The 25,719-nt window shown below is 70.1% G+C and carries 17 protein-coding genes and 1 pseudogene; 10 read left to right on the forward strand and 8 right to left on the reverse strand.

Features of this window, described 5'->3' with window-relative positions; translation table 11 throughout:
* The first annotated feature begins 222 nt into the window (after window positions 1–222).
* From POL72_RS01920 to POL72_RS01930, 3 genes are read left to right on the forward strand one after another with little or no spacing between them, the layout of a single operon-like run.
* Window positions 223–1,539 carry a ferritin-like domain-containing protein gene (locus tag POL72_RS01920; RefSeq protein ID WP_272093260.1) on the forward strand — a complete coding sequence of 439 codons (1,317 nt, stop codon included), beginning with the start codon at window positions 223–225 and terminating at the stop codon, window positions 1,537–1,539.
* A 19-nt stretch (window positions 1,540–1,558) separates the two neighbouring features.
* On the forward strand, window positions 1,559–2,023 hold the full coding sequence (locus tag POL72_RS01925) for a DUF3565 domain-containing protein (protein WP_272093262.1): 465 nt from the start codon (window positions 1,559–1,561) through the stop codon (window positions 2,021–2,023).
* Between the two features lie 46 nt (window positions 2,024–2,069).
* A complete protein-coding gene (locus tag POL72_RS01930; RefSeq protein ID WP_272093263.1) occupies window positions 2,070–2,819 on the forward strand; it encodes a hypothetical protein in 750 nt (249 codons plus the stop codon).
* A gap of 150 nt (window positions 2,820–2,969) precedes the next feature.
* On the opposite strand, the gene lspA is transcribed toward POL72_RS01930, so the two are convergent.
* The 4 genes from lspA to POL72_RS01950 form a co-directional block, all read right to left on the reverse strand.
* Window positions 2,970–3,461 (reverse strand): signal peptidase II, encoded by a 492-nt coding sequence (lspA, locus tag POL72_RS01935; protein WP_272093265.1) that lies wholly within the window; start codon window positions 3,459–3,461, stop codon window positions 2,970–2,972.
* Window positions 3,462–3,555: 94 nt separating this feature from the next.
* Window positions 3,556–3,822, reverse strand: a complete 267-nt coding sequence (locus POL72_RS01940) for a hypothetical protein (protein ID WP_272093266.1) — start codon at window positions 3,820–3,822, stop codon at window positions 3,556–3,558.
* A gap of 236 nt (window positions 3,823–4,058) precedes the next feature.
* Window positions 4,059–4,712: a Vgb family protein gene (locus tag POL72_RS01945; RefSeq protein WP_272093267.1), complete on the reverse strand. Its 654-nt coding sequence runs from the start codon at window positions 4,710–4,712 to the stop codon at window positions 4,059–4,061.
* Between the two features lie 38 nt (window positions 4,713–4,750).
* Window positions 4,751–6,064: a helix-turn-helix domain-containing protein gene (locus POL72_RS01950; RefSeq protein ID WP_272093269.1), complete on the reverse strand. Its 1,314-nt coding sequence runs from the start codon at window positions 6,062–6,064 to the stop codon at window positions 4,751–4,753.
* A 248-nt stretch (window positions 6,065–6,312) separates the two neighbouring features.
* Here POL72_RS01950 and POL72_RS01955 point away from each other — a divergent pair, with 248 nt between their 5' ends.
* The gene (locus tag POL72_RS01955) at window positions 6,313–7,020 is read left to right on the forward strand and encodes a DUF899 domain-containing protein (protein WP_272093271.1); all 708 of its coding nucleotides are present in this window, start codon (window positions 6,313–6,315) and stop codon (window positions 7,018–7,020) included.
* 218 nt (window positions 7,021–7,238) lie between these two features.
* Window positions 7,239–7,487 (forward strand): hypothetical protein, encoded by a 249-nt coding sequence (locus POL72_RS01960; RefSeq protein ID WP_272093272.1) that lies wholly within the window; start codon window positions 7,239–7,241, stop codon window positions 7,485–7,487.
* A 156-nt stretch (window positions 7,488–7,643) separates the two neighbouring features.
* Here the strand turns inward: POL72_RS01960 and POL72_RS51535 are convergent.
* Window positions 7,644–8,258 (reverse strand): annotated as a pseudogene (locus tag POL72_RS51535) (hypothetical protein); the annotation flags it as partial.
* Here POL72_RS51535 and POL72_RS01965 point away from each other — a divergent pair.
* From POL72_RS01965 to POL72_RS01975, 3 genes are read left to right on the forward strand one after another with little or no spacing between them, the layout of a single operon-like run.
* Window positions 8,257–10,581, forward strand: coding sequence for an FAD-dependent oxidoreductase (locus POL72_RS01965; RefSeq protein WP_272093274.1), 2,325 nt, complete (start codon window positions 8,257–8,259; stop codon window positions 10,579–10,581). The pseudogene POL72_RS51535 and the gene POL72_RS01965 overlap by 2 nt on opposite strands.
* A gap of 50 nt (window positions 10,582–10,631) precedes the next feature.
* The gene (locus POL72_RS01970) at window positions 10,632–11,756 is read left to right on the forward strand and encodes a hypothetical protein (RefSeq protein ID WP_272093276.1); all 1,125 of its coding nucleotides are present in this window, start codon (window positions 10,632–10,634) and stop codon (window positions 11,754–11,756) included.
* A 20-nt stretch (window positions 11,757–11,776) separates the two neighbouring features.
* Complete coding sequence (locus POL72_RS01975) at window positions 11,777–12,208, forward strand: hypothetical protein (protein WP_272093278.1); 432 nt, start codon at window positions 11,777–11,779, stop codon at window positions 12,206–12,208.
* A 429-nt stretch (window positions 12,209–12,637) separates the two neighbouring features.
* Here the strand turns inward: POL72_RS01975 and POL72_RS01980 are convergent, their stop codons facing one another.
* The 3 genes from POL72_RS01980 to POL72_RS01990 all read right to left on the reverse strand — a co-directional run bounded on the left by POL72_RS01980 (window position 12,638) and on the right by POL72_RS01990 (window position 21,065).
* Window positions 12,638–13,522 (reverse strand): tetratricopeptide repeat protein, encoded by an 885-nt coding sequence (locus POL72_RS01980; protein WP_272093279.1) that lies wholly within the window; start codon window positions 13,520–13,522, stop codon window positions 12,638–12,640.
* 611 nt (window positions 13,523–14,133) lie between these two features.
* Window positions 14,134–14,580 (reverse strand): hypothetical protein, encoded by a 447-nt coding sequence (locus POL72_RS01985; protein WP_272093281.1) that lies wholly within the window; start codon window positions 14,578–14,580, stop codon window positions 14,134–14,136.
* Window positions 14,580–21,065 carry an FG-GAP-like repeat-containing protein gene (locus POL72_RS01990; protein ID WP_272093282.1) on the reverse strand — a complete coding sequence of 2,162 codons (6,486 nt, stop codon included), beginning with the start codon at window positions 21,063–21,065 and terminating at the stop codon, window positions 14,580–14,582. The genes POL72_RS01985 and POL72_RS01990 overlap by 1 nt, the downstream gene beginning before the upstream one ends.
* 754 nt (window positions 21,066–21,819) lie before the next feature.
* Here POL72_RS01990 and POL72_RS01995 point away from each other — a divergent pair.
* Window positions 21,820–22,683 carry a hypothetical protein gene (locus tag POL72_RS01995; RefSeq protein ID WP_272093283.1) on the forward strand — a complete coding sequence of 288 codons (864 nt, stop codon included), beginning with the start codon at window positions 21,820–21,822 and terminating at the stop codon, window positions 22,681–22,683.
* Between the two features lie 275 nt (window positions 22,684–22,958).
* A complete protein-coding gene (locus tag POL72_RS02000) occupies window positions 22,959–25,535 on the forward strand; it encodes a glycogen/starch/alpha-glucan phosphorylase (protein ID WP_272093284.1) in 2,577 nt (858 codons plus the stop codon).
* Window positions 25,536–25,719: the final 184 nt, after the last annotated feature.

Raw genomic sequence — 25,719 nt, forward strand, 5'->3', positions numbered from 1 at the left:
AGCCGGAGGCGCTGCGTCGCGCCGGAACCTGGACGGCCGGCTCGATGCCAGGCGGGCGCGGCGCAGCGCAGAGCGACGTCGACGCGCGCGCGGCAACGCCGCCCGCGAGCCGCGAGGGCTCGCCGCGGCAGCGGCGCAATCGATGCAGACCAGGCCTGTGCCATGCTGTGCCGGCCATTCCCCCGCTGAAAGGCTGCGCCCGCGGATCCTGCACTGGTATGGATGCTGCTGTTCTCTGGCACCATGGCCAGTATCCCCTCTTCTCCGGTTCAATTTCGGATCGCGCTCGCTCACCAGCTGACACGCGCGATCCTCGCCACGGCGACGCTCAACGTGGCTGTTGGAGGCGTCGCCTGCGGCGGCGACGTCACCCTGGAGCGCGCGCCGGGCGGCGGCGGTGGCCCCGCGTCCGACGACGAGAGCTCGGGGACGCGTGGAGGGATGGGCGGGAATGGCGGGCCAAGCAGCGATGCCGCCACGTCAATCCAGGCAGGCGGCGTCGAATGGACCGAGGAAGGGACGGTCTGTGTCGCCCTGGGGCCCTCGGGACAGGGAGGACAGGGCGGTGCCGGAGGCGCCGCCGGCGAAGGGGGGACTGCCGGCGAGGGGGGCATCGGCGGCTCACCCGCGGGCACGTGCCCGACCTTGGACCCCTACGGCTCCTCCGCCCCGCAACCGCTGCCCGGCGCGCCCGCGGGGTGCTGGTACACCACGCTCGGTGAAGGCGTCCTCCGGGGCGGCGAGTGCTGCTACGAGTTCACCGCGACCTGCGGCGGCGCAGGCCGTCCGTTCCTCGTGGGCGAGCGCGCGCGCACGGCGCGGGCGGAGCGGCGAGCGGCGAGCGCGTGGGGCGCCGGGGCGCGCCCGGACGTGGCGGCGTTGACGCAGGCGACCCGCGCCGCGCTGGCCGAGGCATGGCTCCGCGACGCCTTGCTCGAGCACGCGTCGGTCGCCTCCTTCGCGCGGTTCTCGCTGGAGTTGATGGCGGTCGGGGCCCCCCCGGACGTGCTCGCGGCCGCGCACGAGGCCGCGGGCGACGAGGTGCGCCACGCCGCGCTCTGCTTCGGCCTGGCGAGCGCGTACGCCGGCGCGGCGCTCGCGCCGGCGCCGTTCGCGTTCGGCGGGCGCGTCGAGGTCGCCTCGGACCTGCCCGAGCTCGCGGCGCGCGCCGTCCGCGAGGGCTGCGTCGGCGAGACGCTCGCCGCCCTGCAAGCCAGCGAGCAGCTCTCGCGCGCCACCGACGCCGCGGTCCGGAGCGCCCTTGCCACGATCGCCGAGGACGAGGCGCGGCACGCCGAGCTCGCATGGCGCTTCGTGGCCTGGGCGCTCCAGACGGGCGGAGAGCCGGTGCGCCGGGCGGTCTCCGAGGCCTTCGAGGCGGCCCTCGCCTCGCCTCCTCCGGCCGCCACGGCGCCGGACGCCGAGGCCGACGCCCTCGCCGCGCACGGGCGCCCTGACGGCGCGGCGCTTGCCACCTCCCACCGACGCGCGGTCGCCGAGGTCATCGCGCCTGCGATGGCCGCGCTGCTGGGCGCGTAGTACGTCATCGGGCACGACGATGCGCCGATCGATCACGGGCTATCATCAGGACGATGCGAACGACTGGGTGGCCGAGCTGAGCTGTGGACATGGCCAGCACGTCCGGCACAAGCCGCCGTTCCTCTCGCGCCCCTGGGTCGTCACGCCCGAGGGCCGCGCCTCGATGCTCGGCACCGAGCTCGACTGCGTGCGCTGCGATCGGCTCGAGATGCCCGACGGGCTGGTCGCGTACAAGCGGACGGCCGATTTCGACGAGGCCACGATCCCTGCCGGCCTGCGAAAGAACCATTCCACCAAGCCCGGCGTATGGGGGATGATCCACGTGATCTCGGGGCGGCTCCGCTACCGGATCGATGGGCTGGGCGGTCGAGAGCTCTCTCTCGATCCAGAGACCCCGGGCATCGTCGCGCCCGAGGTGCTGCACCACGTCGACCCCGACGGCCCGGTGCGGTTCTTCGTGGAGTTTCGACGCAAGGGCGGGTGACCCGACCTGCCGAATGTGACGGTTGCACCAAGCGTTCTGGGTCCTCATGAACCGATCCTCCATCGCCCTGCTGGTCGCCGTCGGCATCGGGTGTAGCTCGCCGTCTTCCACCTCGCCGGCGAGAGTCTCCGCGGCCCCCGCAGGTACGGGGCGAGCTCCGGCGCCCGGCGCGACCACGCCCCCGGCCGGCACCTCCGCGGTGGAAAGCCCGACGACCGCGGCAGCACCCCAGGCAGCTGCGGACAGCGCCGAGGGCCCCGAGGTGAGCCTCGACGATCCGCGGATCCAGAAGATCAGGGCCCTGTATCAGGACATCCAGGCCCGCAAGGACCTGAAGCGAAGCGAGCTCCGCTTCGAGTGCGCCGGCGGCGAGGGGCGCGGCGAGCTCCGGTTGTACCAGGCGGACGGCGCGGTCCAGAAAGCGGAGATCGCGGCCGCCGACGCGGGGCACGGCGAGTCGACGTACCAGCTCTACTACGACCAGGGCCAGCTGGTCTTCGCGCTGCACGACGATGGATCCTGGGCCTTCGACGGGACGAGGGGTACGCCGGACAAGCCGGCGACGACGAGCAGCGTCACGCAGCGCCGGTACTATCTTCAGGAGGGCGAGCCTGTGCTCTGCATCAAGAAGCAAGCGAAAGGTCCCACGGAGGAGCTCGGCCCCTTGCTGGAGCAGGCGCCCAACCGGCCAGACGATTGCTCCAGGGCCAAGAAGATACGAGAGCTCGCCATCACCGCCATGGCAGGCGCGAAGACCAAGACCAAGGATGAGCTGAAGAAGCTGCTCTGTACCTGATCCCAGCGGCACTACCGCACGGCCGGTCCTCCTTGGGATGAATCAGAGATCGGACCGGAAGAGATGCGGCGCGACCGCCCTGTCGTCCAGGTACGAGAACCCCAGATCGACGGCGGCGTGCTTGGGCGAGACGATCTCAGGAGGCGATGATCAGGACACCTCGCGCGGCTCCCGGCGCGCACGCCGGAACATCACGATCGCGAGCAGGATCCCGCCCGCCACGATGGCCATGTCAGCGACGTTGAACACCGGCCAGCTGTGAAGGTGGATGAAGTCGACGACATAGCCGCGGAAGGCGCGATCGATCGCGTTCCCGATCGCGCCGGCGACGATGAGCGCGTACCCGGCCTGCTCGGTGGCCGAGGCGCGGCGGCTGCTCCACCAGCCCGCGATGATCACGCCCAGGACGAGGATCGAGCACACAAAGAGGATCGCCACCTTCGCCGGCGACTCGATGCCCCGGAGCAGGCTGAAGGCCATGTCGCGGTTCTCGGCGTAGCGGAGATCGAGCACGCCCGGCACGATCGACAGGGGACCTCGCCGCTCCAGCGCGGCCTGCGCAGCCGCCTTGGTCGCATGATCGCACCCCACCAGGGCCAGCGTGAACAGAATCAGGACCCAGCCCATCACACGTCGCGCCATGGCCGATGGAACACGGGGCCCTGGCGGTTTGTTCCCGGCTCCTCACTCAAGAGAGGACGGTTGGGAGCCAGCGCAGCCCTGCCACGAGCACGCGTCAGGCGAGGAAGCCCGGCAGTGGTCCGCAGCTCGGCTCGATGCCGATGCCGGTCGCGGCGTAGCCGAGCGCATTCATCACCGACGTGAGCAGCTTGTTCGAGCTCTGCGCGGTGGTGTTGTTGATGTACTGGCCCACGTTCACGCCCAGGTTCTTCCCGCCGGTCTCGCCGCCAGCCGGACCCGAGGACGGATCGCCGAGCTGCCCGGTGCAGGCGGGCGCCAAGGAACCCAGAACGAAGATCCAGCCAGACGATCGAAGATGCATATCGGATCTCCACATGGGTACGCGGCGCCGATCGACACCGCTCCCGTCGAGGAGGCTGGAAGTCCAACGCTGTCCGCGAGTCACGCCTTCGCGCCTTCACATTCCCGAAGGTTTCGATTCTGATCATCGCCGCGCGCAGCGACCCAGACGTTTCCCGCCGGCGCGGCGTCACTCACGCTGTAAGTTTGTCTCTGAACGCTGGCCCGCTGCCTCCGGCAGGTCGAACCCAGGGTGAATCAGACCGCCTTTCGCGGCCTCTTCACCGCGCGGAGCTTGCCTGTCGCCGGGTCGCCGCACCACATGCGGCCGCTCGCGTCGGCCTCGACGCCGGAGAGGCGCACGCTCTCCGGCAGCGCGAGCCGGTCCAGGACCTCGCCGCTCCGGGGATCGACGCGGCGGAGCTCCGACGGTGCGCCCTCCTCCTCGCACATCACGCCGTGCCAGAGATCGCCGTCGGTCCACGTGACGCCTGTGACGAGCCGATCGGAGACGAGCGTGCGGAGGACGGCCCCGCGCTCGGGATCGATCTTGAGGATCTTCCGCTCGCGGTAGATGCCCGCATAGAGCGCGCCGTCGGCCCACGCGAGCCCGCTCACGGGCGTCGCGTCGAAGCCCGGCACCTCGCCGAGCGCGGCCCCGCTCGAGGGATCGATCTTCCGGATCCTGCCGCCCCCGACGACCCACAGGTGGCGCCCGTCGAACGCCACCCCGGCGCTCGCGGGCGCCTTCAGGCGACGCAGCACGCGGCCGCTCTCGGGCTCGGCGGACACGAGGTCTCCGCGATCGCCGTGCGCGAACCACACCGCCTGTCCGTCGAACGCGACCCCGTGAATCGACTCCACCCCCTCGAACGTGCGCTCCGCGATGATCTCGGCCTGCCGGGCTTTCATGGTCCACTCCTCCCTCGCCCCGCGCACCCAACGCGCACTCAACCAGGAAGCGCGAGCCCGAGGAGCAACATCTGTGACGCGATCGACAGCGCCGCTCGGGGCCTCGCGTAGCGCCGCGAGGGGCCGCTGCCGGTGACCTCGACCGCGCGCGCGAGCGAGAGCTCCGCCAGCGCGCGCTGCACCGTGCGCGCGCTCTTGCCGAGCGCGGCGCCGATGGCCGCGGCGCTCCACGCGGCGCCGTCCGAGAGGAGCGCGCGGATGGCGGCCGCGTCGCCCGGATCGAGCGGCGCGAGGACGACCACCTCCACGCCCGCGCCGAGCTCCCAGCGGTACGCGTTCCCGAGCGCCCGCACGACCCCGGCGCCGTGGATCGCGGCGCGCAGGCGCCCCACCTCGACGCGCAGCCGCCGCCGATGGGACTCGTTGACCGCGCGAACGCCGAACGCCGAACGCGCGAGGTCGTCGCTCGCGATCGCCGCCGGATGGGCGCGCGCGAGCGCCTCGATCAGGGCGAACAGGACCGGTCGGCGCGCGAGGTCGGCCCGCACCTCGCCGCCGTCGAGGACGCGGCGGCGGAGCGCGTCCACGACGACCCGCCCCGCAGGCGCGGCGACCAGGGCCTCGACATCGGCGAGGCGCACGGGCTCGTCGCGGCCACCCTGGACGCGGCGCGCCACGGGCTCGTCGTGCGCGCGGAGGAAGCGCTCGGCCTCGGTGATGAGCAGCGGGTGTCCGCTCGCCCGCGCCCACGCCGCGGCCTGCTCGGCGGCGCGCCGCGCCGAGGACGCGCGCACGAGCCGCGCGTGCGCCTCGGCGCGCACGAGCGCCAGCGCGGCCCTGGTGAACACCGGCGCGTCGCTCGTGACCGTGGCCTCGGCGGCCGCGAGCGCGCGCTCCGCCTCGGCGACGCGGCCTTCGAGGAGCGCGGCCCGCGCCGCGCCCAGGCGAGCCCACGCCGCGTTCGTGAGATCGCCGGCGCGCTCGAGGGCGTCACCCGCCTCGACGAGCCCCTGGCGCGCCTCGCCGAGCTCCCGCTGCGCGAGCGCGATCTCCGCGAGGGCGGCGCTCGCGCGCGCCCGGGCGCGCTCGGCGCCCGCCGCCGCGAACGCCCGCGCGGCGCGGCCGAGCGCTGCCTTCGCCTCCGGATAGGCGCCCATCTGCGCGAGCGCGATCCCGCGGAGCGCGAGCGCGTGTGGCCCTCCGAAGGGGCCGACCACATTGAGCGCGTCGAGCGCGTCGCCCGCCGCGAGCGAGCGGGCCGCCAGCGCGCCGAGCTCGGCGGGGACCTCGGCCGTCGCATCCATCGCGGCAGCGTCGCACGCCCGGCGGCGCGCGCCAACGGATCGCGACATCGATGTTGCTGTCGCGGCCAGAGGCGCCGTGGTCATTTCGGCGGGTCAGCGGCTGGCGCGGCGAGACGCCGCGCGCGCCGCCCACAGGAGGAGATCCCCATGTGCCCTGCGTGCCTAGCGTCCATCGGATGGGTCCTCGCCCAGGCGGCCTCCGCCGGCGCGGTGACCGCGATCGCCGTCAAGAGGCTCCGGAACCGGAACCAGAGCAGGAGCGCCGCCGGCGCCCCCGCGTCGAAGGGAGAGCGCCGATGAGCCGCGCCAAGGTCGTTTCGAGGGAAGAGTGGCTGGCGGCGCGCCTCGCGCTGCTGGAGAGAGAGAAAGAGCACGACCGGCGGCGCGACGCGCTGAGCGCCGCGCGCCGCGAGCTGCCGTGGGTGAGGGTCGAGAAGGCGTATGTGTTCGACGCGCCTTCAGGCAAGCTGACGCTGCGCGAGCTCTTCGGCGAGCGCCGGCAGCTCCTCGTCTACCATTTCATGTTCGCGCCGAGCTGGGACGAGGGCTGCAAGAGCTGCTCGTACGTGGCCGACAACATCCAGGGTGGCCACGTCCACCTCGCCGCCCGCGACACGGCGTATTGCGCCGTCTCCCGCGCGCCGCTCGCCAAGATCGAGCCGTTCAAGGCGCGAATGGGCTGGACGTTCCCGTGGGTCTCCTCGGGCGAGACGGACTTCAACTATGACTATCACGTCTCGTTCCGTGAGGAGGAGCGCGCTCGAGGCGATATGGAGTACAACTTCAAGAAGGCGAGCTCCCCCTTCCCGGAGGCTCCTGGGCTGAGCGTGTTCGCCCGCGAAGGCGATGAGGTCTTCCACACCTACTCGACCTACGCGCGCGGGCTCGATGTCCTGATCGGCACCTACAACTACCTGGATCTCACGCCCCTGGGCCGCGACGAGGCCGCGCTGCCTCACACGATGTCGTGGGTCCGCCATCACGATAGGTATCCCACGACGTGAGGCACCTCGCGGTGCGGAGCGGCGCGGAGGGAGCCCTGCGAGGGCGCGTCGCTCCGGAGCGCGGGCGCTGGTGACGCGCGGGTCACGCGGATTACGCACGGGTTCCGCGCAGGTCGCGCGCAGGTCGCGCGCGCAGGGGGCCATGGGCTCGGGAGGGCCCGACCCCCGGTTTGTTGGCCGATCCGACCGCCTCGACGGACACTGGCGAGACGGTCGCGATGAAGAAGTGGAGCTTCCTGGCCCTGGGGCGCAGCTACGAGATCACGGATTATGGCCCCAGCTTCGGGATCGAGGTCACACGGGACGGCTACACGGTGTGGACCGGCTACCGTGACGGAGCGCGGCTCGTGACGGACACGAGCACGCTGCCGACGCGTGAGCTCGTGGCGCTCCGCGAGGAGCTCGTGCAGCGGGCGAGCTCCCGGAGCGCCACGGGCGCGCGCCGGGCGCAGCGCGCGGTCGAGTAGCTCGACCTGCTCGGGGCGCCGCTGCTCGGCGGCTGCCCGCGCTGAGGCGACGCGAGCGCGTCCGCCTCCCTGTCGGAGCGCTCTACCAGCTCGCGACCGGCGCTCTACCAGCTCGCGACACGGGAAGCGCCGGTAATCGTTCATGTGATCGGGCTGGCCGTAGTTCATCTGCTCGCCGTCCCAGACCGCGTTCCGCCATTCCCGAGTCTGCATCCCTTCCGGCCCGTACAGGCACTGGACGCTCGAGGTGAACCTGTGGCCGCGGTTGTCGACGCCGTTCCGCTTGAGCACGTCTCGATAGAAGGCGGCGACGATGCAGGCGTTCGCATGCGCGCTGACGGCGCACTTCAACCACGGATCCGGAGGCGACGTGACATACGCTCCCGGCAGGCGCCCGCTCTCGGTTTCCGCGTCATGACGCAGGGTGCAAATACCGCGGAGATCGATGACAATGAAGGGATCGCAAGGAGGGTCCCTTGACCTCTCCGGCTCGCTGTTCGATGTGTTGGGTCGAAGGTCCCTTCGCGGCGATACTCCTCTGAAATTTCCCGGCCTACCCCCGGGCAGGTGCCGAGGCTGTTTCTGATCCCGGTCGCCGGGAATCGGCTCTCTGTCGGGCTTTTCGCCGCGTTCCTCCGCTCCGTGAGCCAGGTGCATCCCCGTCTCACGGGCGCAGGCCGCGAGCGGAGGCGAACGTGAAGATCCATGACGGGCCGAAGACGCCTCTGCCAAGGGGCGCCATGGGACAGCATCGAAGCAGGGGGGAGCCATGGGACAGCATCGAGCGATCGTGATCGGGACGGGTTTTGGTGGAGCGGTCTCCGCCTGTCGCCTCGCGCAGGCCGGATTTGCGGTGACCGTGTTCGAGCGCGGCCGCCGGTACGACCAGAAGGTCCCCGAGTTTCCGAGAGGTCGACTCGATCAGTGGCTCTGGGAAAAGACGAGAGGGCTGTATGACGTCCGGCCTATCGATCAGATGCGCGTCGTGCAGTCGGCGGGCTACGGCGGCGGCTCCCTGATCTACGCCAACGTGCACCTGCGCGCGCCGTCGGAGGTCTTCGCGCGCGGGTGGCCCGAGGGCTACAGCCGCGCGGCGCTCGATGCATACTACGACCTGGTCGCCTACATGCTGGACATCCAGCCGATCACCCGCTCGCCGGGCGGACTGCCGCCGAAGACGCGGCAGATGTCCGAGGCGCTCACCAAGCTGCGCCGCAAGGAGCAGCTCTTCTATCCGCCGCTGGCGATCAATTTCTCCAATAAGCCGGGGCTCCACCCGAACAAGTTCGGGGTGTTGCAGGGCGGGTGCGTCGAGTGCGGCGACTGCACCATCGGCTGCGTCCATCGGTCGAAGAACACCCTGGACATGAACTATCTCCCGCTTGCGGAGCGCGCTGGCGCGACGATGCGCACGGAGTGCGAGGTCACGCTGATAGAGCCGCTCTCCGGCGCGGAGGGACCACGGTACCGCGTCGCGTACCGCGATCACGGGCGCGGCGGACAGGAGCTGTTCGAGGAGGCCGAGCACGTCTTCGTCTGCGCGGGCTCGCTCGGCTCGACCGAGCTGCTCCTGCGTTGCAAGGAGGCGGGCGCGCTGCCTCGGCTCAGCGCGCAGCTCGGCGCGGGGTACTCGGGCAACGGGGATCTGCTCGCCCTCGGCTTCGATGTCGCCGCTCCGTTCGAGCCGGCGAGCGGGCCGCCCATCACCGCCGGCGTCGTCTACGCGGGCGGCCCCGGGCGCGACCAGGCGTGGTTCTTAATCGAAGACGGCGGCTTCCCGAGGCAGCTCTGGCCGATCATCAAGCTCTCGAGGCCGCACATCGACTGGCGCTCTTGGCCGGCGGCGGCGTTGGACAGGCCCTGGGCGACCCCGGCAGAGCCGCCGACCGGCGCCGCGCTCGACGAGATCATGCGGGCGGCGTCGGAGCGGGAGCCGCCCCCGGTCACGCCGGAGGAGATGCGGAACACCGCGATGTTCCTGGGCATGGGGAGGGACCTGGCCAACGGGCGGCTGGAGCTCGTGCGGGGCGGAAAGCTGTCGGTCCGGTGGGACGTCCCGTCGAACCTCCTGCTCTACAGCGTGGAAGAGCGGCTCGCCCAGGACATCGTGGCGCAGCTCGGCGGCGCTTACGCGGTCTCGCCTTTCTGGCGGTTCGCGCACCTGCCCATCACCGTCCACAGCCTCGGCGGCTGCCGGATGAGCGACAGCGAGGAGCACGGCGTCACGAGCGGCCTCGGCGAGGTGTTCAACTATCCAAACCTCTTCGTCCTCGACGGCGCGATCCTGCCAGCGGCGACCGGCGTGAACCCGTCGCACACCATCGCCGCGGTGACCGAGCGGAACATCGAGCGGATCATCCGCCGGATCACGGGCGAGCCGGGCTGGACACCGCCGGAGCGGGCGCACGCCGCGCCCTATGCGGATCCGCTGACGGCCATCGCGATACCGGCCGCAGGGACGGCGCCGCCGCGGCATCCGGGGCTTGGTCTGACGTTCCGGGAGCGCCTCTCCGGCTCCTGGGAGAGCACCCCAGGAGCGGCCGCCGACCGGCGAGCGGCGCCTCGCCAGGTGCGCCTTCACCTGCGCATCACGATCTCCTATCTGGCGAGGTTCATCTCCGATTCGGCGCACCCAGGGCTCGTGACGGGGACGCTGTCGGCGGGAGGGCTGACCGCGGGAGAGACTCCGATCAGGGAGGGCGTCTGGAATCTTTTCGTCGCCACAGGGACCGGCCCGGAGCGAGAGATACGCTACGTGCTTCCCTTCGACGGCGCCGACGGCCGGCGGTTCACGCTGCGCGGCGCGCGGGTGTTCCGGCCGCGCAGCGCCTTCGCCTTATGGCGGCTGTGGAGGGAGAGCGTCGTGCTCCCCTTCCGGATCCAGGAGGGGGATGACGAGCACGGGAGCGCGGTTGGCGAGGGGGTGGCGCGGCTCCGGCCGATTGACGTGGTGCTTCTCCTTCTGTCGTTCCGCGTCTCGGGGGCCGCGGCCCTGAGCGACAAGGCGCGTGCGCTTTTCGGCTTCGTCGCGTTTTTCCTCCTCTCTCTCCTCCGGATCGCGCGGGGGCGATCCTCAGGGGCCATCGAGCAGTAAAATCGGGGGGATCGCCGCGGTCGCTTCCGTCAGGGAAGGAGCGTCTCGAAATGCAGGGCTATACGGTTGGAGCGCCGCCTGAGCTGCTCCGGGTTTTCCGCGTGCTCAGCCTGATCACGGCGATCGCCAACGCTGGAGGAAACGTGCTCCTCCTGCTGTTCCACCGGCCGATCTTCGCCTTGCTGGGCGTCCCGCCGCCGATCGACGTCCCGAGCTTCGCGTTTGTCTCGGGGTTCTCGTTCACCATCGGCGTGCTGGCCTTCCTCATCTTCCGTGCCACCCAGGTGAGCACCGATCTGCTCGTCACGGGGATCGTGGCGAAAAGCATCTATTCTCTCTTCACCTTCTACTTCTATACCATCGGAGAGCTCCACTGGCTCTATCGGTTCTTCGGGATCTGGGACGGCGTCTTCGCGTTGATCTTCTTCTTCTTTCTCATCTATCTCGTCTCCCCCGACCTGAACGTGCTGAACGCGGGCGCGATCCTGCCCGGCGCGGAGCGCGCGCGAGGGCGCAGCGCGCTGCTGCTCTACTACTCGCTCACCGGCAACGGCCAGGTCGCGATGCAGCACGTCAAGGAGGGGCTCCTCCGCAAGGGGTACGCCGTCGACGAGAAGGTCGTCGAGGCCGAGGAGCCGCTCTTCCGATTCCCGCTGTCGTGGCGGCGGTTCTGGCGCATCACGTTCCGCGCCGTCTTCCGCCGCCCGGCCGCCATCAAGCCGCTCGGCATCCCCGCCGACCACGCCTATGATCTGATCGTCGTCGAGTGCCAGACCTGGTTCATCGGCATGGCGGCGCCGATGGAGGCGGTGTTCGAAGAACCGGCGAACCGCGCGATCTTCCGGGGCAGGGACGTGGCGACCGTCCATGTCTGCCGCGGTCTGTGGCGCCGAACCCAGGCGATGACGATCCGCTGGCTCAACCGGTGCGATGCCCACGTCGTCGGCGCGCGCGCCTACTCGAACCCCGGCTGGGAACCCGCGCGCTTGTTCTCGCTGTTCATCTTCCTCGGGACCGCCAGGGAGTGTTACCCGCGGTGGCTCTGCGGCTGGTTCCTCCAGAGACAGCGCCTCTCCGAAGACAAACTCGCCAGGCTCGTGCGCTTCGGTGAGGCGCTCGGCGAGCGCCCGTGCCCCGGTGAGCCGGCCACCCTGACAGGAGAAGTCTCCGGCTGACGGAGAGAGGAGCGAACGCCATGCATCTCATCCCCGGATTGACGACGGAGCCGTTCGAGGTGCTCTGGGCTCTCTTGAGCCTTCCGCCTGACCGGCTCCTCCCCGCGACCGGCCTGCTCGCGGCGTTCGTGATCGTGTGCGAGCTCGTGCGCGTCCTCCTCGGCTCGGAGCTCACGCGATCGGTGCTGGCGCACGTCACGATCTGCCTGCTCACGTTCCCCGCGCAGTCGATTGTCCTCGCGATCGTCCTCGTGCACGCGGCGCGCTCCTACCCGGGGCGCGGGCCGCTCAACCTGGCGATCGCTGCCGGCCTCTACGTCGTCTGGTATCTGACCGGGGAGGCCACGCGCCTCGTCCGGCCTATCAACGAGGGGGCCGATCTCGGCTTCATGACCGTGGGCGCGCTCATCACGTTCCCTGCAGGAGTCCTGGCCGCGCTGGTCTATGGGTGACCGATCACGGCAGGCGGTCCCCCGAGGCACGTACGCAAAGTCGACGCGCCGCGGTTTTCCTCGGCGCGTCGGCCTGTCGGGCCTTGCGTTCTCGTGCAGGACGACGGAGCGCTCATCGAGCGACCAGGAGCGGGAGTTCGTGTGCCTCCAGGAGGACGGGCGGAGGATCCTCGTCGACCTGGAGCTCAACATTCCCACGTTCGACTTCCGTTTTCATGACGCGTGGGCCGAGAGCGGGCGCTTGCCGGGCGCGTACGTCGTGTTGCCTCCGGAGCCGTGGCTGGCGGGCGAGCTCCCGGAGCGCCGCCCCGGGTGTGGGCGCGGGCGGGCGCGCGCGCCGGCCGCAGCGGGCGGTCGAGCAGCTCGATCTGCTCGGGGCGCCGCTGCTCGGCGGTTGCCAGCGCTGAGGCGACGCGAGCGCGCCCGGCGTCACCGTCGGAGCGGGTCGAAGCACTTCTCCGCGCGCGTCGGCGCGCCGTCCCGCGCCGCCTGCTCGTGCGCGAGGAAGCAGCGGAGACGCGCCTCGATGACCGGACTTTCACTCCCTTCCGGCACGAGATCGAGCGCGTGCCCCGCCGCGCTGATGGCCTCCGTGACTCGACCCTGCATGAGGAGCAGCATGCCGTAGGTGTCGTAGCAGGACGCGCAGCCCGGGTCGGTTTTCAGGGCGCGCCTTATGAACGTCTGTGCCTCGTCGAGCTCGCGGTGCTCGATGCGGTATCGGGCCACGAAATTGAGCTGCGTCGCGGTGGATGCGGCGCGGCTCAGACGGTCGACGAGCGGGGCGGCGCGTCCCATGGCGTCGAGGGTCGTGATGACGCGATGGCTCGCCAGCGTGTAGAGCAACCTCCCCATCGCCAGGAGATACCGAGGATCCATCGGCCTCGCCGCGAGCGCCACCGTGAGCTCCTGCTCCGCCTCCCTGAGGCGGCCCTCGGCGATCCAGAGGCGCCCGCGCCAGAGGCGGGCCTCGGGGCTGTTCGGTTCATGAGCGAGCGCCTCCTCGAGGTGCGCCGCCGCCCAGGCCCTCTCGTCACCATCCCACGACTTGAGACGCGCCCAGAGCACGTGGACCTCGGCGTCGTTCATCGCGCGCTCGGTCTGCGGCGGCGGAGGCGGCGGGGGCGCATAGGGGCCCACCTTCTTGATCAGCCGCGGGCCCACGAGGTAGCTCCGGAACTGCTGATCGAGCTGCTCGGACGGGATGTCGGCGATGGCTTGCTGGAAGGCCTGCCGCACGGGCACGCCTCGCGAGGCTGCCTCGAGAAATCCGGCGAAGCGCCGCACGTAGGGCTCGGGACCGTTGTTCAGCATGTGAACGAGCGCCCACGAGCTCAGGTAGTTGATCGCCGCTTGTGTCTCCGAGCGCGTTGTACGAGGTCTCGAACTCGGCGAGCGCGTTGCGCGCTTCGGAGCGGTCGAGATCAGTCCACATCACGAAGTGCTCCGAGGAGAGCTCCACCCACGGGGCACCACCCTGGGACGCGCAGGTGAGCGGCGGCTTGGGGAGCACACCCGAGCCCGCTGGCGGCCCAGGTCACGAGCGCGGCGGCGCGGAGGGAGCGCATGAGGAACGAAGTCGACATGAGCTGTCCTCAATTGCCCGTCGCCATGGGTGCGCGAGCGGTGGCGGGAGATACACCGTCGCTCCGCTCGCGTAAAGGCGTCATGGGCCGGTGAAGTAAGCGCCGGCGGCGCTCACCGGAGCGTAGGCACGCATTCCCGTGAGCGCCGGCCGATTCTCACGAAATGCGACGTGGAGCGTCGCGCCCCAGGGGCATCATCGACACTGACCGCAGATTTTGCGCCGATTCGCAGCTCGGTGCGTTCCACGTGCGGTGGGGCGGGGGCACGCCTGCGTGCTCGCAATGAACGAGTACGCAGGCGTGCTCGCAGTGAACGAGATCGACACGATAGCTTTTGTGCTACCCCCTCTCCTGAAGGAGTTCCATCGTGATGACCGGCTGGCCTACGAATCGCACCTGGCGAAGCTTGAGACGCCCAGCAATATCAATCACGCCCCTCGGCAGATCGACAATCCGAATGGGATCGACTGGCGCTGCGACCACGCGGTAGGGCCCGCCATGGGGGTCTGAGTCAAAGGCGAAGAGCCCGCGCTCCGCCACCATCCGCCACATATTCTTCAATCCCGGGGGTAGCTCTGGCGCGAACCGCGCCACAGTCGAAGCGGGTGATGCAAGGACAGCGTCGATCGCCGCGTCGTGTGCATCGGTGTCTCGTAGGAACTCATCCGGGGCGTAGCCACCGCCCGCGGTACTGAACAGGGCAACGTATCCATCAGCGTCACTGGCTAGCCAGTCGAACTCCAGTCCGAGAATCTCGTCGGCGGATTTTGCTCCTGTCATAGACATCACTGCCCTCCTCGGTCGGTTTGAAAGCCCGTGGCCGGATCCGGAAACGCACCGCGGCCGTACGTCGATTCGCAGGTTGAACATACATCGATTGGTTGCCCCGTGCGGGGCCTCACGGCCGGCGTGAAACGGATGTCAGGCGGATGCCCGAGAGCTTCTGAGCAGACGCCCTCTGCGCAGCCAAGTCCGCCACCCCGACTCGCTCCCGCTATCGCCCGCCCAACCGATGGAGAGTATGCGCCGACCACGGTTGCAGGCGGATGCCGTGTTTGGGCCAGCTCTGCCGCGAGCGCATCCCGCGCAGCAACCGCTTCTCCGTGAAGGTCGCGAGTCACACCCTTTGCGGCATCTGCCCCCGACGCCCCTCCCCCCAGCTTCGGCAGCACGGCGCCGAGGACCATCGCCACTCCGATGCCGCTCTCGACGGCAACCGTCCCGCACAGCGCCACGACATCCATCGCTGCCCGGAGGTCCAGCATGAACGCCTCGCCGTCATTGCCCGCGTGCCATGCCAGCCCCCCGAGTTCGAGGGAGTTGTGGAAGTCCCGCGCGACGGCCGCCGACCAGGTGAACCTCGGCACGATGTCCGGATCCCCCATCACCGACCCGCTCACCAGGTTCGGCATCGGCTTCTCTCCGGTCAGATCCGACAGCCTGACCCCGCGCTCCAGCGTCGCGGCCAGCGTGTCCCCGGCGCCCGAATAGTCGTCGCCGACCGAAGAGCCGCCGCCCTGCTCGAAGTACTCGTTTCCGGCCGCGAAGAACTGCGCCAAATCTCTCCTGATCTCCGGGCCCCCTCGCTCACGCGACCCACCGGGAGGCGGAGACTGCCCATCCCCAGATGGCGCAACGACCTCGATGGTCTCCGCCTCTATCCCGATCAGCGCTCCGGTGGTGTCGTCGAACTCCGCCCACCCCGTACTGCCGTCGGTATACGTGACCTTCTTCCAGTACAACCCCGTCGGATCCACGAGGTTCACCGGATCGTTCATCACATAGCTGTACCGGTTGTAGCTCTGCCCCCACAGCGGGTCGGTCACGAGCGGGTCCGGCGTCAAGAAGCGGCGCTGGTTCGGATCATACAGCCTCCCGCGCATGTCGATGAGCCCGAGCTCGTCGTCGTGCCGGTGCCCTGTGAACCCGTGCTTCACCTCGCCCTTCGCCACGCCCGGCGCCCTGCCGTCGGCCTCGATCCGCCGCCCGAACGGCTCGTAGTGCAGCCGCTCCACCTCCTTGCCCGCCGCGTCCGTCACGACCCCCACGCTCCCCAGCGGGTCACTGTGCACATACAGCGTCCGCTCGTCCTTGGGGGCCGCGAAGACCACCTGCGCCACCTCGCCCTCGGGCGACGCCACGCGGAACACGTGCCGCGTCCCGCCCGCGTCCGTGCGCCGCTCGTACACACCGCCGATGTAGACCGTCTCCTCCTCGCCGTGCGTCTTCTTCACCCGCGCCCCGAACGCGTCGTACAGGAACTCCCAGCGCTCGCCCTTCTTCTCTACCCACCTCGGCAGATCGAACGCGGTGTACCCGATGTTCAGCCCCTCGCTCGACCACTCCAGCCGCCCGGCCGCGTCGTGTTTGAACGCCACCCCACCGTGCGCCACGGCCACATGGGGCCGTCCCGCCGGATCGTGGCGGCTCTCCTCCGCCAGCACCCCGTCGACCGCGACCGTGCGCAGGTTGCCAAGCTCGTCGTAATTGTACTCCGTTCCCTGCGCACCATCCGGCGCGGCGAGGTCCCACCTCTCCAGCCGGCCCGCGTCGTCGTACTGGAACGTCTCGATCCGCAACGCGACGCTGTCGCGCCGCTCGCGCACCCGGCCGTCTTCGTAGTACCCGTACGTCAGCGCCTGCAGCGGCTCGCTCTTGGTCGCCTGCGCCGTCTCCAGCCGCCCCGTCACCGGATCGTACGTCCGCTGCACGAACACCTCGTTGCCGAAGGTCGCCGCCAGCAGCGCCCCATCCGCGTTCCTCTTGTGCACCTTCCACAGGAGCCGAGTCGTCCCGTCATCCTGGCTCGCGCGCAGCTCCGACAGCGACCCGTCCTCGTACACGTGCTTCACGCGAAAGCGATCCCGCCCCGGCACCTTCGGGTACAGGAGCTCATCGCGCAGCCCGTCAGGCGTGTACGTGACCCCGACCGCGAACTCCTCGCCCTCGACGCTCGTCCGCACCTCCGAGACCCGCCCCATCGCGCCATACGTATAGGAGACCGCGGTCCCATCCGGGCTCACCACGCCGGCGAGCTGACCCACCCCGTGCGGCGCCGTGTCCCACGTGAACGTCGTCACCTCGTCGACGCGCTTCACCTGGCGCCTCCGCCCCATCGCGTCCCGCACCACCACCGTCCACTCCCCTAGCGCGTTCACCTCCTCCCGGATCTCCCCATGACCGTTGTACCGCGTCCGCCGCGTCCCGGCGTCCGGGTCGCGCACGGTCGTGCGCCGCCCGCGGATGTCGTGCTGCATCTCCGTCACGTTCCCCTTCGGGTCGGTCACTTTCCACAGCTTGCTGTTCAGCCCGTAGGCGAACATCGTCGACTGCCACGCGCCGTCCACCTCCACCGCCGTCTCGCGCGGCCGCCCCTCGGGATCCACGACCCTCCGGCTGCGCCGCCCTTCCGGGTCGATCGTGATCGTCTGCAGCAGCTCGTGCTCGTACCGCTGGCGCGCGCCGTCCGGCCCAGTCTCCGAGAGCACACGGCCCAGGCTGTCGTACGTCCGCTCGGCCTTCTCCTCGGCGGCCGCGCCGAACCCGGGCCGACTCACCGACAGCAGCCGCCCGAACACGTCGTACGATCGCGCGCGCACCTTCATCCGCCCGTCGAACGACCGCTCCGCCTCTTCCACCACAAGGCCCCGCTCGTCCACCGTCGCCACCGCGCGGCCTCCGCGCGACAGCGTCGTCTCCACGGTCAGCCCCGCCGTCTTGCCGGCGTCCACCCACGCCGCCATCGCCGTCTCGCTCACCGCGCCGGTGCCGGAGATCGTCCTCCTCAGCCGCCCGAGATCGTCATGCACCCGCGTCGACCACGCGCCGTTCACGTCGATTTCGCCGATCAGCACCCCGTACGCCGGGTGCGTGTACGTCCAGTGCGACACACCGAGCCCGTTCCACGTCTGGCTGACGAAGATCCCTTCGCCCGACATATCGTCGTGCTCATAGTTCCAGATCCGCGGCGCTTCCCCGGGCGCCTCGCGCCTCTCCTGCGTCAGCCGCCCAGCCTCGTCGTAGACGAGCGAGGTCGTCTCCCGGACATCGGCGTCCGTGCTGTCCGGCTCGATCTTCACCTCGTCGAGCAGCCCGCGCTCGTCATGGTGGTAGTCGATGTGCAGCTTCCCCGGCAGGGTCGAGCCGACCTCGTACGCGCGCTCCGCCTGCGTGTCGATCAGCCCGACGAGCCACACACCAGGCCGCACGTCGAACGTCCTCGTCACCTCGCGGCGCACGCCTCCCTCGGTCTGAACGGTCTCCTTCCGCAGGTTGCCATAGTCGTCGACCTCATACGTCGCGCTCTGCCGGATCGGCGCCGCGCCGCCGGGGTCGTCCACGTCCACGCAGTGCGTGCGCGCCTCCTCGTTCCAGTCGATGCTCACCTCCGGGTCCTCGTACTCGCGTCGCGCCATCCCCTGCGTGGCAACGAAATAGCTGCGACCCCCGTTGAGCTGCACCACCTGGTAATCGAGCTCCTGGTGGACCACCCGCGCCCGCGCGCGCGCGGGGCCCTCCTCGAGCGTGCATGATCCGTCGGTCAGCGGCTCGCAGTCGCGCGCGCCCAGCGGGCCGTGGGGCAGAATCGGCGTGACCTCCTGGATCGACCGCGGGCGCCCGGCGAAGGGATAGGTCATGCCCACCCGCGTCGCATGGTCGAAGGTGGTGACCCGCTCCACGGGCCACGCGCTGCTCCACTCCATCATCCGCCCGAACCCGAGCGCTCCGCGCCCGAGCAGGTCCGTCCGCAGGTCCTCGAAGCGGTAGCGCGTCCCGCCGGGCCTCTCGAGCCCGCCCAGCCACGCCACCACCGGCACCCCACGGCGTACACACAGTTGCGGATACGTGCACATAGCCCGAGGCTCTGACGCCGGATCCGTCCGGCCGTACCGGACCTGCACGCGGTGGGATCTCGGCTGATCGCCGTCCGAGACGCCGCTGAGGAGCTCCACGTCCGGCCCGGCCGCGAGCGTGACCTCGAGCGAAGACCCGTCCCGTGTGAGCACGTCGGCGCGGCCGTCACCGTCGAAGTCGCCGCTCCACATCGCGTCTCCGGCGGGGATGGGCGAGTAGTGCGTCCCCATCTCCGGCTCCTCCCATCCGATCTCCTCGCGCAGGAACGTGCCATCGCCGCGCGAGAGGAGCGCGATGATGCGATCGATGTAGCGAGGCTCGGACGGCCAGGGGTTGAACGCGCCGGAGATCGACACGAGGAGATCGTCGCGCCCGTCGTGGTTCAGGTCGAACGGCTCGACCACCTTCCCTCCCGACTCGTTCGTCTCCAGGCCCAGCACCTCCACCATCCCGGGATCCGACAGCGGCACCGCGGGCCCGAGCCCGTTGCCCGTGTTCACGCTGAGCTCCACCGAGCCCGCGTGGACCCACAGCGCGTCGCTCAGCCCGTCGCCGTTGATGTCGGCGAGCGCCACCGGCGCCCCCTCTCGCTCGAGCGGGAACGCTGGCGTGGTCGTCACCTCCCCGGCCTCATCAAGCCCGATCGCCACCCCTCCCTGGCACGTGATCTCCTCGCCGACGACCACCTCGCCGACGACCAGCTCGCCGCGGCCATCGCCGTCGAGGTCGCCGCCGACCGCCCCCGGACACCTGCCGCGCGCGGCGCGCACGCCCGTCTCGATGCGCTCGCCGAACAAGCCGCCCTCGTTCAGCTGGATGCTCCAGAACGACTCGAGCTGGGACGGCGCGAACGCGATCACGACATCGAGCAACGCATCACCGTCCAGATCGACCAGCTCGAGCGCGGGCGGGGGCGACGAGAACTTGCCCGTACAGTAGAACTCCGTACCCGCCGACACCGTCGTGCGCGTGGCGAAGAACGCTTCCTTCGTATCGCTCCATTGGACGAGCTGGTAGCCACACGTCTTGGTGTCATAGGCGAGCAGCTCCACCTTGCCGTCCCCGTCGGCGTCGATCGGACGGCTGTGCTTGAGGTTGGTGTTCTCCAGCGCGGACCGCGCCGGATTGACGCGCACGGTCCGGAACGAAATGTCGCTGCCCGGCTGGGAGAGGCTCAGGTACAGCTCGTCCGGCGGCTCCGGCGGGTCGTAGGGATGGGGCAGCCCGATCACAGGGCGCGGGAGCCCCGGGGGCGTCGGAACGTCGATGGCGCGGAGGATGTCGTCCTTACCGTCCCCGTTGGCGTCGAAGACGCGCAGCGAGGTGACGACCCCGGAGACGGGGAGCACCGGACCACCGGCGAACTGCAAAGGGTCCTCGTGCACCCAGTGCAGCCGCTTCGGCCAGAGGCACGTCCCCTCCCGTCCGCACTTCTGCACGGAGGAGAGCAGGCTCCGGCCGAGCTGCCCCACCTCGTAATCGAGCGTGTACTCCCAGACCTTCCGCGTCGTCCCCGGATTCGGAGCCCACATCGAGATCGTCTTGAGCCGCCTCGTCGACCGCCAGCGGACCCCGCTCTTGTACGAGATGCTCGGGTCAGGGCGGTCCTCGTACTCGAACACGATCTTCCGGCGAGGCGATGAGCCCGGCCCATAGGCGATCGTCTCGATCAGGAACTCGTGCGAGTAAGGCGGTTCGGAGGCGATGTGCTTTTCGTACAGGTACCGGATCTCGTTCCCCGAGCGGTCCAGCTCGCGCGAGAGCAGCCAAAGCGGCGTCACGACGCGGGCCGACCGCTCGGCCACGCTGCGAGCCACGACCTGCGTGGCGTACGTCTCCTCGTAAATGCGGATCCGGCCGTCCTTGGTGCGCACCTCGAAGGCCCCCGGCCCGCCCGCGCTCGCCCCGCCGAGCTCGAAGATCCTCGACATCTCGTCGTCCTCGGTGCGGTATTCGCCTCGCTGATCGGACCACTTCACCGGGACGAGCTTCTTGCCGTCGAGGCAATAGCTATCGGACGCGTCGTAGTCCACGCCGTCGGCCCGCCCCTCCGTGGCGATCGTCGCATCGCAGCGCGCGATCACCGACGAGCTGCCGGCGACGCTCCACCCGCGCCCCACAGGGCCGTTGCCTCCGCGGCTCGAGTAGCGGAGCGCGAGGTCTGGCGTCACCCCGAGCCCCTGCGGAACGTCGAGCGGAATGGTGTAGGTGAAGGCGCCATCCGCAGTGACCTGCCCCTCGCCAGGGAGGTAGCCGACATCGTCGCCGCGGACGATCGATGCCTGCGGCATCTCCAGCGGATCGCGCAGGACAGGCGGCACGGTGACCGTCGCCGCGGAGACGGCCGTGCCGAGCCCGTCGACAGCCTGCCGCTCGTGCGTGCCGCACGCGACGAGGACCAGCACGAGAATGGCCAAAGACCAGCGTAGAGACGACGCCATCGAGGACGCCAGCGTCAATGCACGCATCGAGAACCGCCGAGGACGCTGCGAGGCCGTCCGGACGGCCTCGCGCCGAGGTTCAGTCTTCATATCGTCCACCCATGGGGCGGGGCTTCCACCGACGCAGCCCCGCCGAATCCGTTGCGCTCCGCTGCCATTGAAGAGCAGCTCGCCGGGGAGCTGGCAAACACCATGGTCATGGTGGCGAGTCAATCCACTTCCTGCAATCGACTCTCCGCCGAGATCGTTCCCCGTCTCCCGGCGAGACCCAACCCTTCCTCCGAGACCACCTCCGGTCGAAAGGTGGAGGGGCTCGTGTCCCTCCACGACGATCTCCCGTCTCCCGGCGAGACCCAACCCTTCCCTCGAGACCACCTCCGGTCTCGACGCGAAGGGTCCCCCCTTCGTCCGCGACGATCTCTCGTCTCCCCGCGAGACCTCACCCTCCCTTCGAGACGAGCCGCTGGCCGCCTGCTGGCCTCCCACTGGCCGCCTGCTGGCCTCCCACTGGCCGCCTGCTGGCCTCCCACTGGCCGCCTGCTGGCCTCCCACTGGCCGCCTGCTGGCCTCTCACTGGCCTCTCACTGGCCGCCTGCTGGCCTCCCACTGGCCTCCTGCCGACCTTCGACAGCGTGCTCCCCTCGCCCCCGTCGAAAACCTGCCTTCTCCCCCTGGGCACGAGATTCGAGATGACATGTGCTCGCGCGGCGCCTAGGTTGCGAGAATGGCCATGACCAAGACCCGATCGAAATCGAAGAACACCAATCCGTCTGTGTCAGCAAGCCAGATCTTCACCACGTCGGACGCGAACGAGGCCTACCGCCACTTCCTGCCTCTGGTGCAGGCGGAGGTCCCGGCCGATCGCGCCGAGATATGCCGGCTCTCGGTCGATCTCGTCCGCGCCAACGTCGACCGCGGCGTCGGCGCGATACGCCCCCACCTCGGCCGCGTCGTGGAGAAGCTGCCGCTGTGCCCGATCGACGGCATGCTCGAGCTCCCGAGCCTCGCGCTCGGGCTCGTCGCCGCCGCAGGGCGCGTCGTGGCCGCCGCGAGCGAGCGCGAGATCGAGACCCGCCTCGAGAAGTTCCGCCCCATGCGCGATCTCACGCTGCGACAACTCGAGATCTTCGCGGAGCTCAAGCTCGTGCCCAAGCAGCGTGTCGCCGCGATCCGCCGCGGTTCGGGCCCGGTCGACAGCGCGCGTGACGGCGTCGATATTGTCGGGGTGTTCCACGAGCTCGCGGAGACCCTGGACGGCAAACACCCGTTCTCGCCAGACTACCTCGCCGCGATGGCCGAGCACGCGAGCTGGCTCCTCGTCCAGCTCAAGCCCCGGGGCGCCCAGCAGAAGCCCTCCGAGCGCTCCCCAGAAGCCGTCGTCCGCGACCAGTTCTGGACCGTCGTGAACCGGCGTTACGACCACCTGCGAGAAGCCGGCGTCGCCGTGTTCGGGTTGCGCCAGCTCGACGCCCACGTGCCGCCGATCGGCGCCCGCACCCCATCGCCCTCGGCCGCGCAGCCGACCGTGAAGACGAAACCGGCCAGCGCCGCGCCTGCCCCGGCCGCGCCGCCCGGGATCACCGCCGATCCATGACCCGCACGGCGCCGTGCGCCCCCACCCCGGGCCCACACAGCGCCCTGCCCCGCGCCAGCCGTCCCCTACGCGCCAGCCGTCCCCTAGAGGACCCCTTCGGGTAGAGGACCCCTTCGGGACGCCTTCCCGCCCGCAGCTCCAGGCCGCCGGCCTGTATTCCGCTCGTATCGTACCGGCAGCCAGGAACGATCGGCAATCCCCGCCCACACGGAACCTCATCCGAGCACGTCGCGCAGCCAACCAGGGCGGGCCGGATCCGTCTAAAGTGCGCCGCCATGGCCAACCCGATCGACGCCGACCCCAACCGTCAGAGAGAAACCCCCGCCCAGCGAGACAACGTCACCCAGCAACGCGACACCCCCGCCGCATTTTTCCGCGGCAACTCGGCGCCGGACGCCCGTACCGGCATGCACCCCGTCGCGCTGCGCCGCGCCTTCGCCGATCACCTGCACTACTCGCGCGCCCGGGAGTCCATGACCGCCACGCCGTTCGACCGGTACGTGGCCCTCGCCCTGTCGGCGCGCGATCGCCTCGTCGACCGGTGGACGAAGACGCAGCACACCTACTACGAGCAGGACGTCAAGCGCGGCTACTACCTCTCCGCAGAGTTCCTCCTCGGCCGGGCGCTCGTCGCCAACCTGCAGGCGCTCGACATCTACGACAGCTACAAGACCGTGCTCGGCGAGCTCGGCCTCGACCTCGATGAGCTCGTCGAGCAAGAGCCCGACGCCGGGCTCGGCAATGGCGGCCTCGGTCGGCTCGCGGCGTGCTTCCTCGACTCCATGGCCACGATCGGCCTGCCCACCTACGGGTACGGCATCCGGTACGAGTTCGGCATCTTCGAGCAGGTCATCCGCGACGGCTACCAGGTCGAGCGCGCCGACGAGTGGCTGCGCTTCGGCAACCCCTGGGAGATCGAGCGCCCCGAGCACGCCGTCCCGGTCTCGTTCGGCGGCTACACCGAGCGCGTCCCCGACAAGCGCGGCGGCTTCCGCGTGGTCTGGCGCCACTCCGAGCAGGTCATCGGCGTCCCGTTCGACACGCCCATCGCGGGCTACCAGTCGAACACCGTCAACACGCTCCGCCTCTGGTCGGCCCGCGCGGGCGAGGAGTTCGACTTCGAGCTCTTCAACGCGGGCGACTACGTGCACGCCGTCCACGAGAAGAACCAGTCGGAGGTCATCTCCAAGGTCCTCTACCCGAACGACAACTTCGACAAGGGCAAGGAGCTGCGCCTCCGGCAGGAGTACTTCTTCGTCGCCTGCTCCATCGCCGACATCGTGAACCGCTACAACCGCGTCCACCCGGACTTCTCGCGCTTCGCCGAGAAGAACGCGATCCAGCTGAACGACACCCACCCCGCCATCGCGATCGCCGAGCTGATGCGCGTCCTCATCGACGACCACCTGCTCGCCTGGGAGGACGCGTGGAAGCAGACGGTCGGGGCCTTCGGGTACACGAACCACACCCTGCTGCCCGAGGCGCTCGAGCGCTGGCCCGTCGCGCTCTTCGAGCGGCTCCTGCCGCGGCACCTCGAGATCATCTACGAGATCAACCGGCGGTTCTTGCGCGAGGTGATGGACGCCCACCCGCAAGACCAGGACCGCGTCGCGAGGATGTCCCTCATCGAGGAAGGCCACGAGCGGCACGTGCGCATGGCCCACCTCGCGGTCGTCGGCTCGCACTCGGTGAACGGCGTGGCCAAGCTCCACTCCGAGCTCGTCAAGCGCGACCTGCTCCGCGACTTCTACGACCTCTGGCCCGAGCGGTTCAACAACAAGACGAACGGCGTCACGTTCAGGCGGTGGCTGCTCGCCTGTAACCCCGCGCTCGCCGCGCTCGTCACCGAGAAGGTCGGCCCGAAGTGGGTGACGGAGTTCGAGCGGCTGCGCGAGCTCGAGCGCCACCTCGAGGACCCGGAGTTCATCGAGCGGATCGCCGCGGTGAAGCGCGCGAACAAGGTGGCGCTCGCCAAGGTCATCGCGCAGGAGCTCGACATCAACGTCGACCCCGCCTCGATCTTCGACGTCCAGATCAAGCGCCTCCACGAGTACAAGCGCCAGCTGCTCAACGCGCTCCACATCGTCGCGCTCTACCTGCGCCAGAAGCGCGGCGAGCAGATCATGCCGCGGACCTTCATCTTCGGCGCCAAGGCGGCGCCCGGCTACCGGCAGGCGAAGCTCATCATCAAGTTCATCCACGCCGTCGCCTACGTCGTGAACGGCGACCGGCGCCACACCGGGCTCCGGGTCGCGTTCATGCCGAATTACCGCGTCTCGCTGGCCGAGCGCATCATCCCCGCCGCCGACGTCTCCGAGCAGATCTCGACCGCGGGCATGGAGGCGTCGGGCACCGGCAACATGAAGCTCGCGCTGAACGGCGCGCTCACCGTCGGCACGCTCGACGGCGCGAACATCGAGATCCGCGACGCCGTGGGCCCGGAGAACTTCTTCCTGTTCGGCCTGACCGCCGACGAGGTCATCGCCCGCCGCAACGAGCACTTCGAGGGGCGCTCCGCGGTCCTGGCCGACCCGGAGCTGCGCGAGGTGATCGAGCTCATCTCGTCGGGCTTCTTCTCCCCGGAGTACCGCGAGCTCTTCCAGCCCCTGCTCGACCGGCTCCTCGGCCGGGACGAGTACATGATGCTGGCCGACTTCAAGGCCTACTCCGCCTGTCAGCGCGACGTGGAGGCGGCCTACGCCGACCGGCAGAGCTGGCTGCGCAAGTCCGCGCTCAACATCGCGCGCGTGGGCGAGTTCTCCTCGGACCGCACGGTGCGCGAGTACGCGCGCGACATCTGGGGCCTCACGCCCGTCGAGATCGACCTCGGCGCGGCCATGTCGCTCGTGTGACGACGCCGGCGCGCCCTCCGCCGCAGGCCGCTCGCGCGCCCGCGGCGGGGCGGCGGCGCCCCGCCGGCCGGAGCCAGCCAGGCCAGGCCGGCGCCCGCGAACGAACCCAGCAGCACCTCGGCCCGGTTCCATGAGCCTGGCGCCACAGCGGACGGAAAATCCAGGCCCACGCGTGGCGAACGGC

Origin of the sequence: Sorangium aterium (genome assembly GCF_028368935.1) — a bacterium.
Lineage (GTDB): Bacteria > Myxococcota_A > Polyangia > Polyangiales > Polyangiaceae > Sorangium > Sorangium atrum.

Bases quoted from the DNA above. Each gene is read 5' to 3' on its own strand.
- POL72_RS01960 (WP_272093272.1), top strand. From the start codon at position 7,239: ATGAAGAAGTGGAGCTTCCTGGCCCTGGGGCGCAGCTACGAGATCACG.
- POL72_RS01930 (WP_272093263.1), top strand. From the start codon at position 2,070: ATGAACCGATCCTCCATCGCCCTGCTGGTCGCCGTCGGCATCGGGTGT.
- POL72_RS01955 (WP_272093271.1), top strand. From the start codon at position 6,313: ATGAGCCGCGCCAAGGTCGTTTCGAGGGAAGAGTGGCTGGCGGCGCGC.
- POL72_RS01920 (WP_272093260.1), top strand. From the start codon at position 223: ATGCTGCTGTTCTCTGGCACCATGGCCAGTATCCCCTCTTCTCCGGTT.
- POL72_RS01925 (WP_272093262.1), top strand. From the start codon at position 1,559: ATGCGCCGATCGATCACGGGCTATCATCAGGACGATGCGAACGACTGG.
- POL72_RS01975 (WP_272093278.1), top strand. From the start codon at position 11,777: ATGCATCTCATCCCCGGATTGACGACGGAGCCGTTCGAGGTGCTCTGG.
- lspA (WP_272093265.1), bottom strand. From the start codon at position 3,461: ATGGCGCGACGTGTGATGGGCTGGGTCCTGATTCTGTTCACGCTGGCC.
- POL72_RS01945 (WP_272093267.1), bottom strand. From the start codon at position 4,712: ATGAAAGCCCGGCAGGCCGAGATCATCGCGGAGCGCACGTTCGAGGGG.
- POL72_RS01950 (WP_272093269.1), bottom strand. From the start codon at position 6,064: ATGTCGCGATCCGTTGGCGCGCGCCGCCGGGCGTGCGACGCTGCCGCG.
- POL72_RS01980 (WP_272093279.1), bottom strand. From the start codon at position 13,522: ATGCTGAACAACGGTCCCGAGCCCTACGTGCGGCGCTTCGCCGGATTT.
- POL72_RS01985 (WP_272093281.1), bottom strand. From the start codon at position 14,580: ATGTCTATGACAGGAGCAAAATCCGCCGACGAGATTCTCGGACTGGAG.
- POL72_RS02000 (WP_272093284.1), top strand. From the start codon at position 22,959: ATGGCCAACCCGATCGACGCCGACCCCAACCGTCAGAGAGAAACCCCC.
- POL72_RS01970 (WP_272093276.1), top strand. From the start codon at position 10,632: ATGCAGGGCTATACGGTTGGAGCGCCGCCTGAGCTGCTCCGGGTTTTC.
- POL72_RS01995 (WP_272093283.1), top strand. From the start codon at position 21,820: ATGACCAAGACCCGATCGAAATCGAAGAACACCAATCCGTCTGTGTCA.
- POL72_RS01965 (WP_272093274.1), top strand. From the start codon at position 8,257: ATGGGACAGCATCGAGCGATCGTGATCGGGACGGGTTTTGGTGGAGCG.
- POL72_RS01940 (WP_272093266.1), bottom strand. From the start codon at position 3,822: ATGCATCTTCGATCGTCTGGCTGGATCTTCGTTCTGGGTTCCTTGGCG.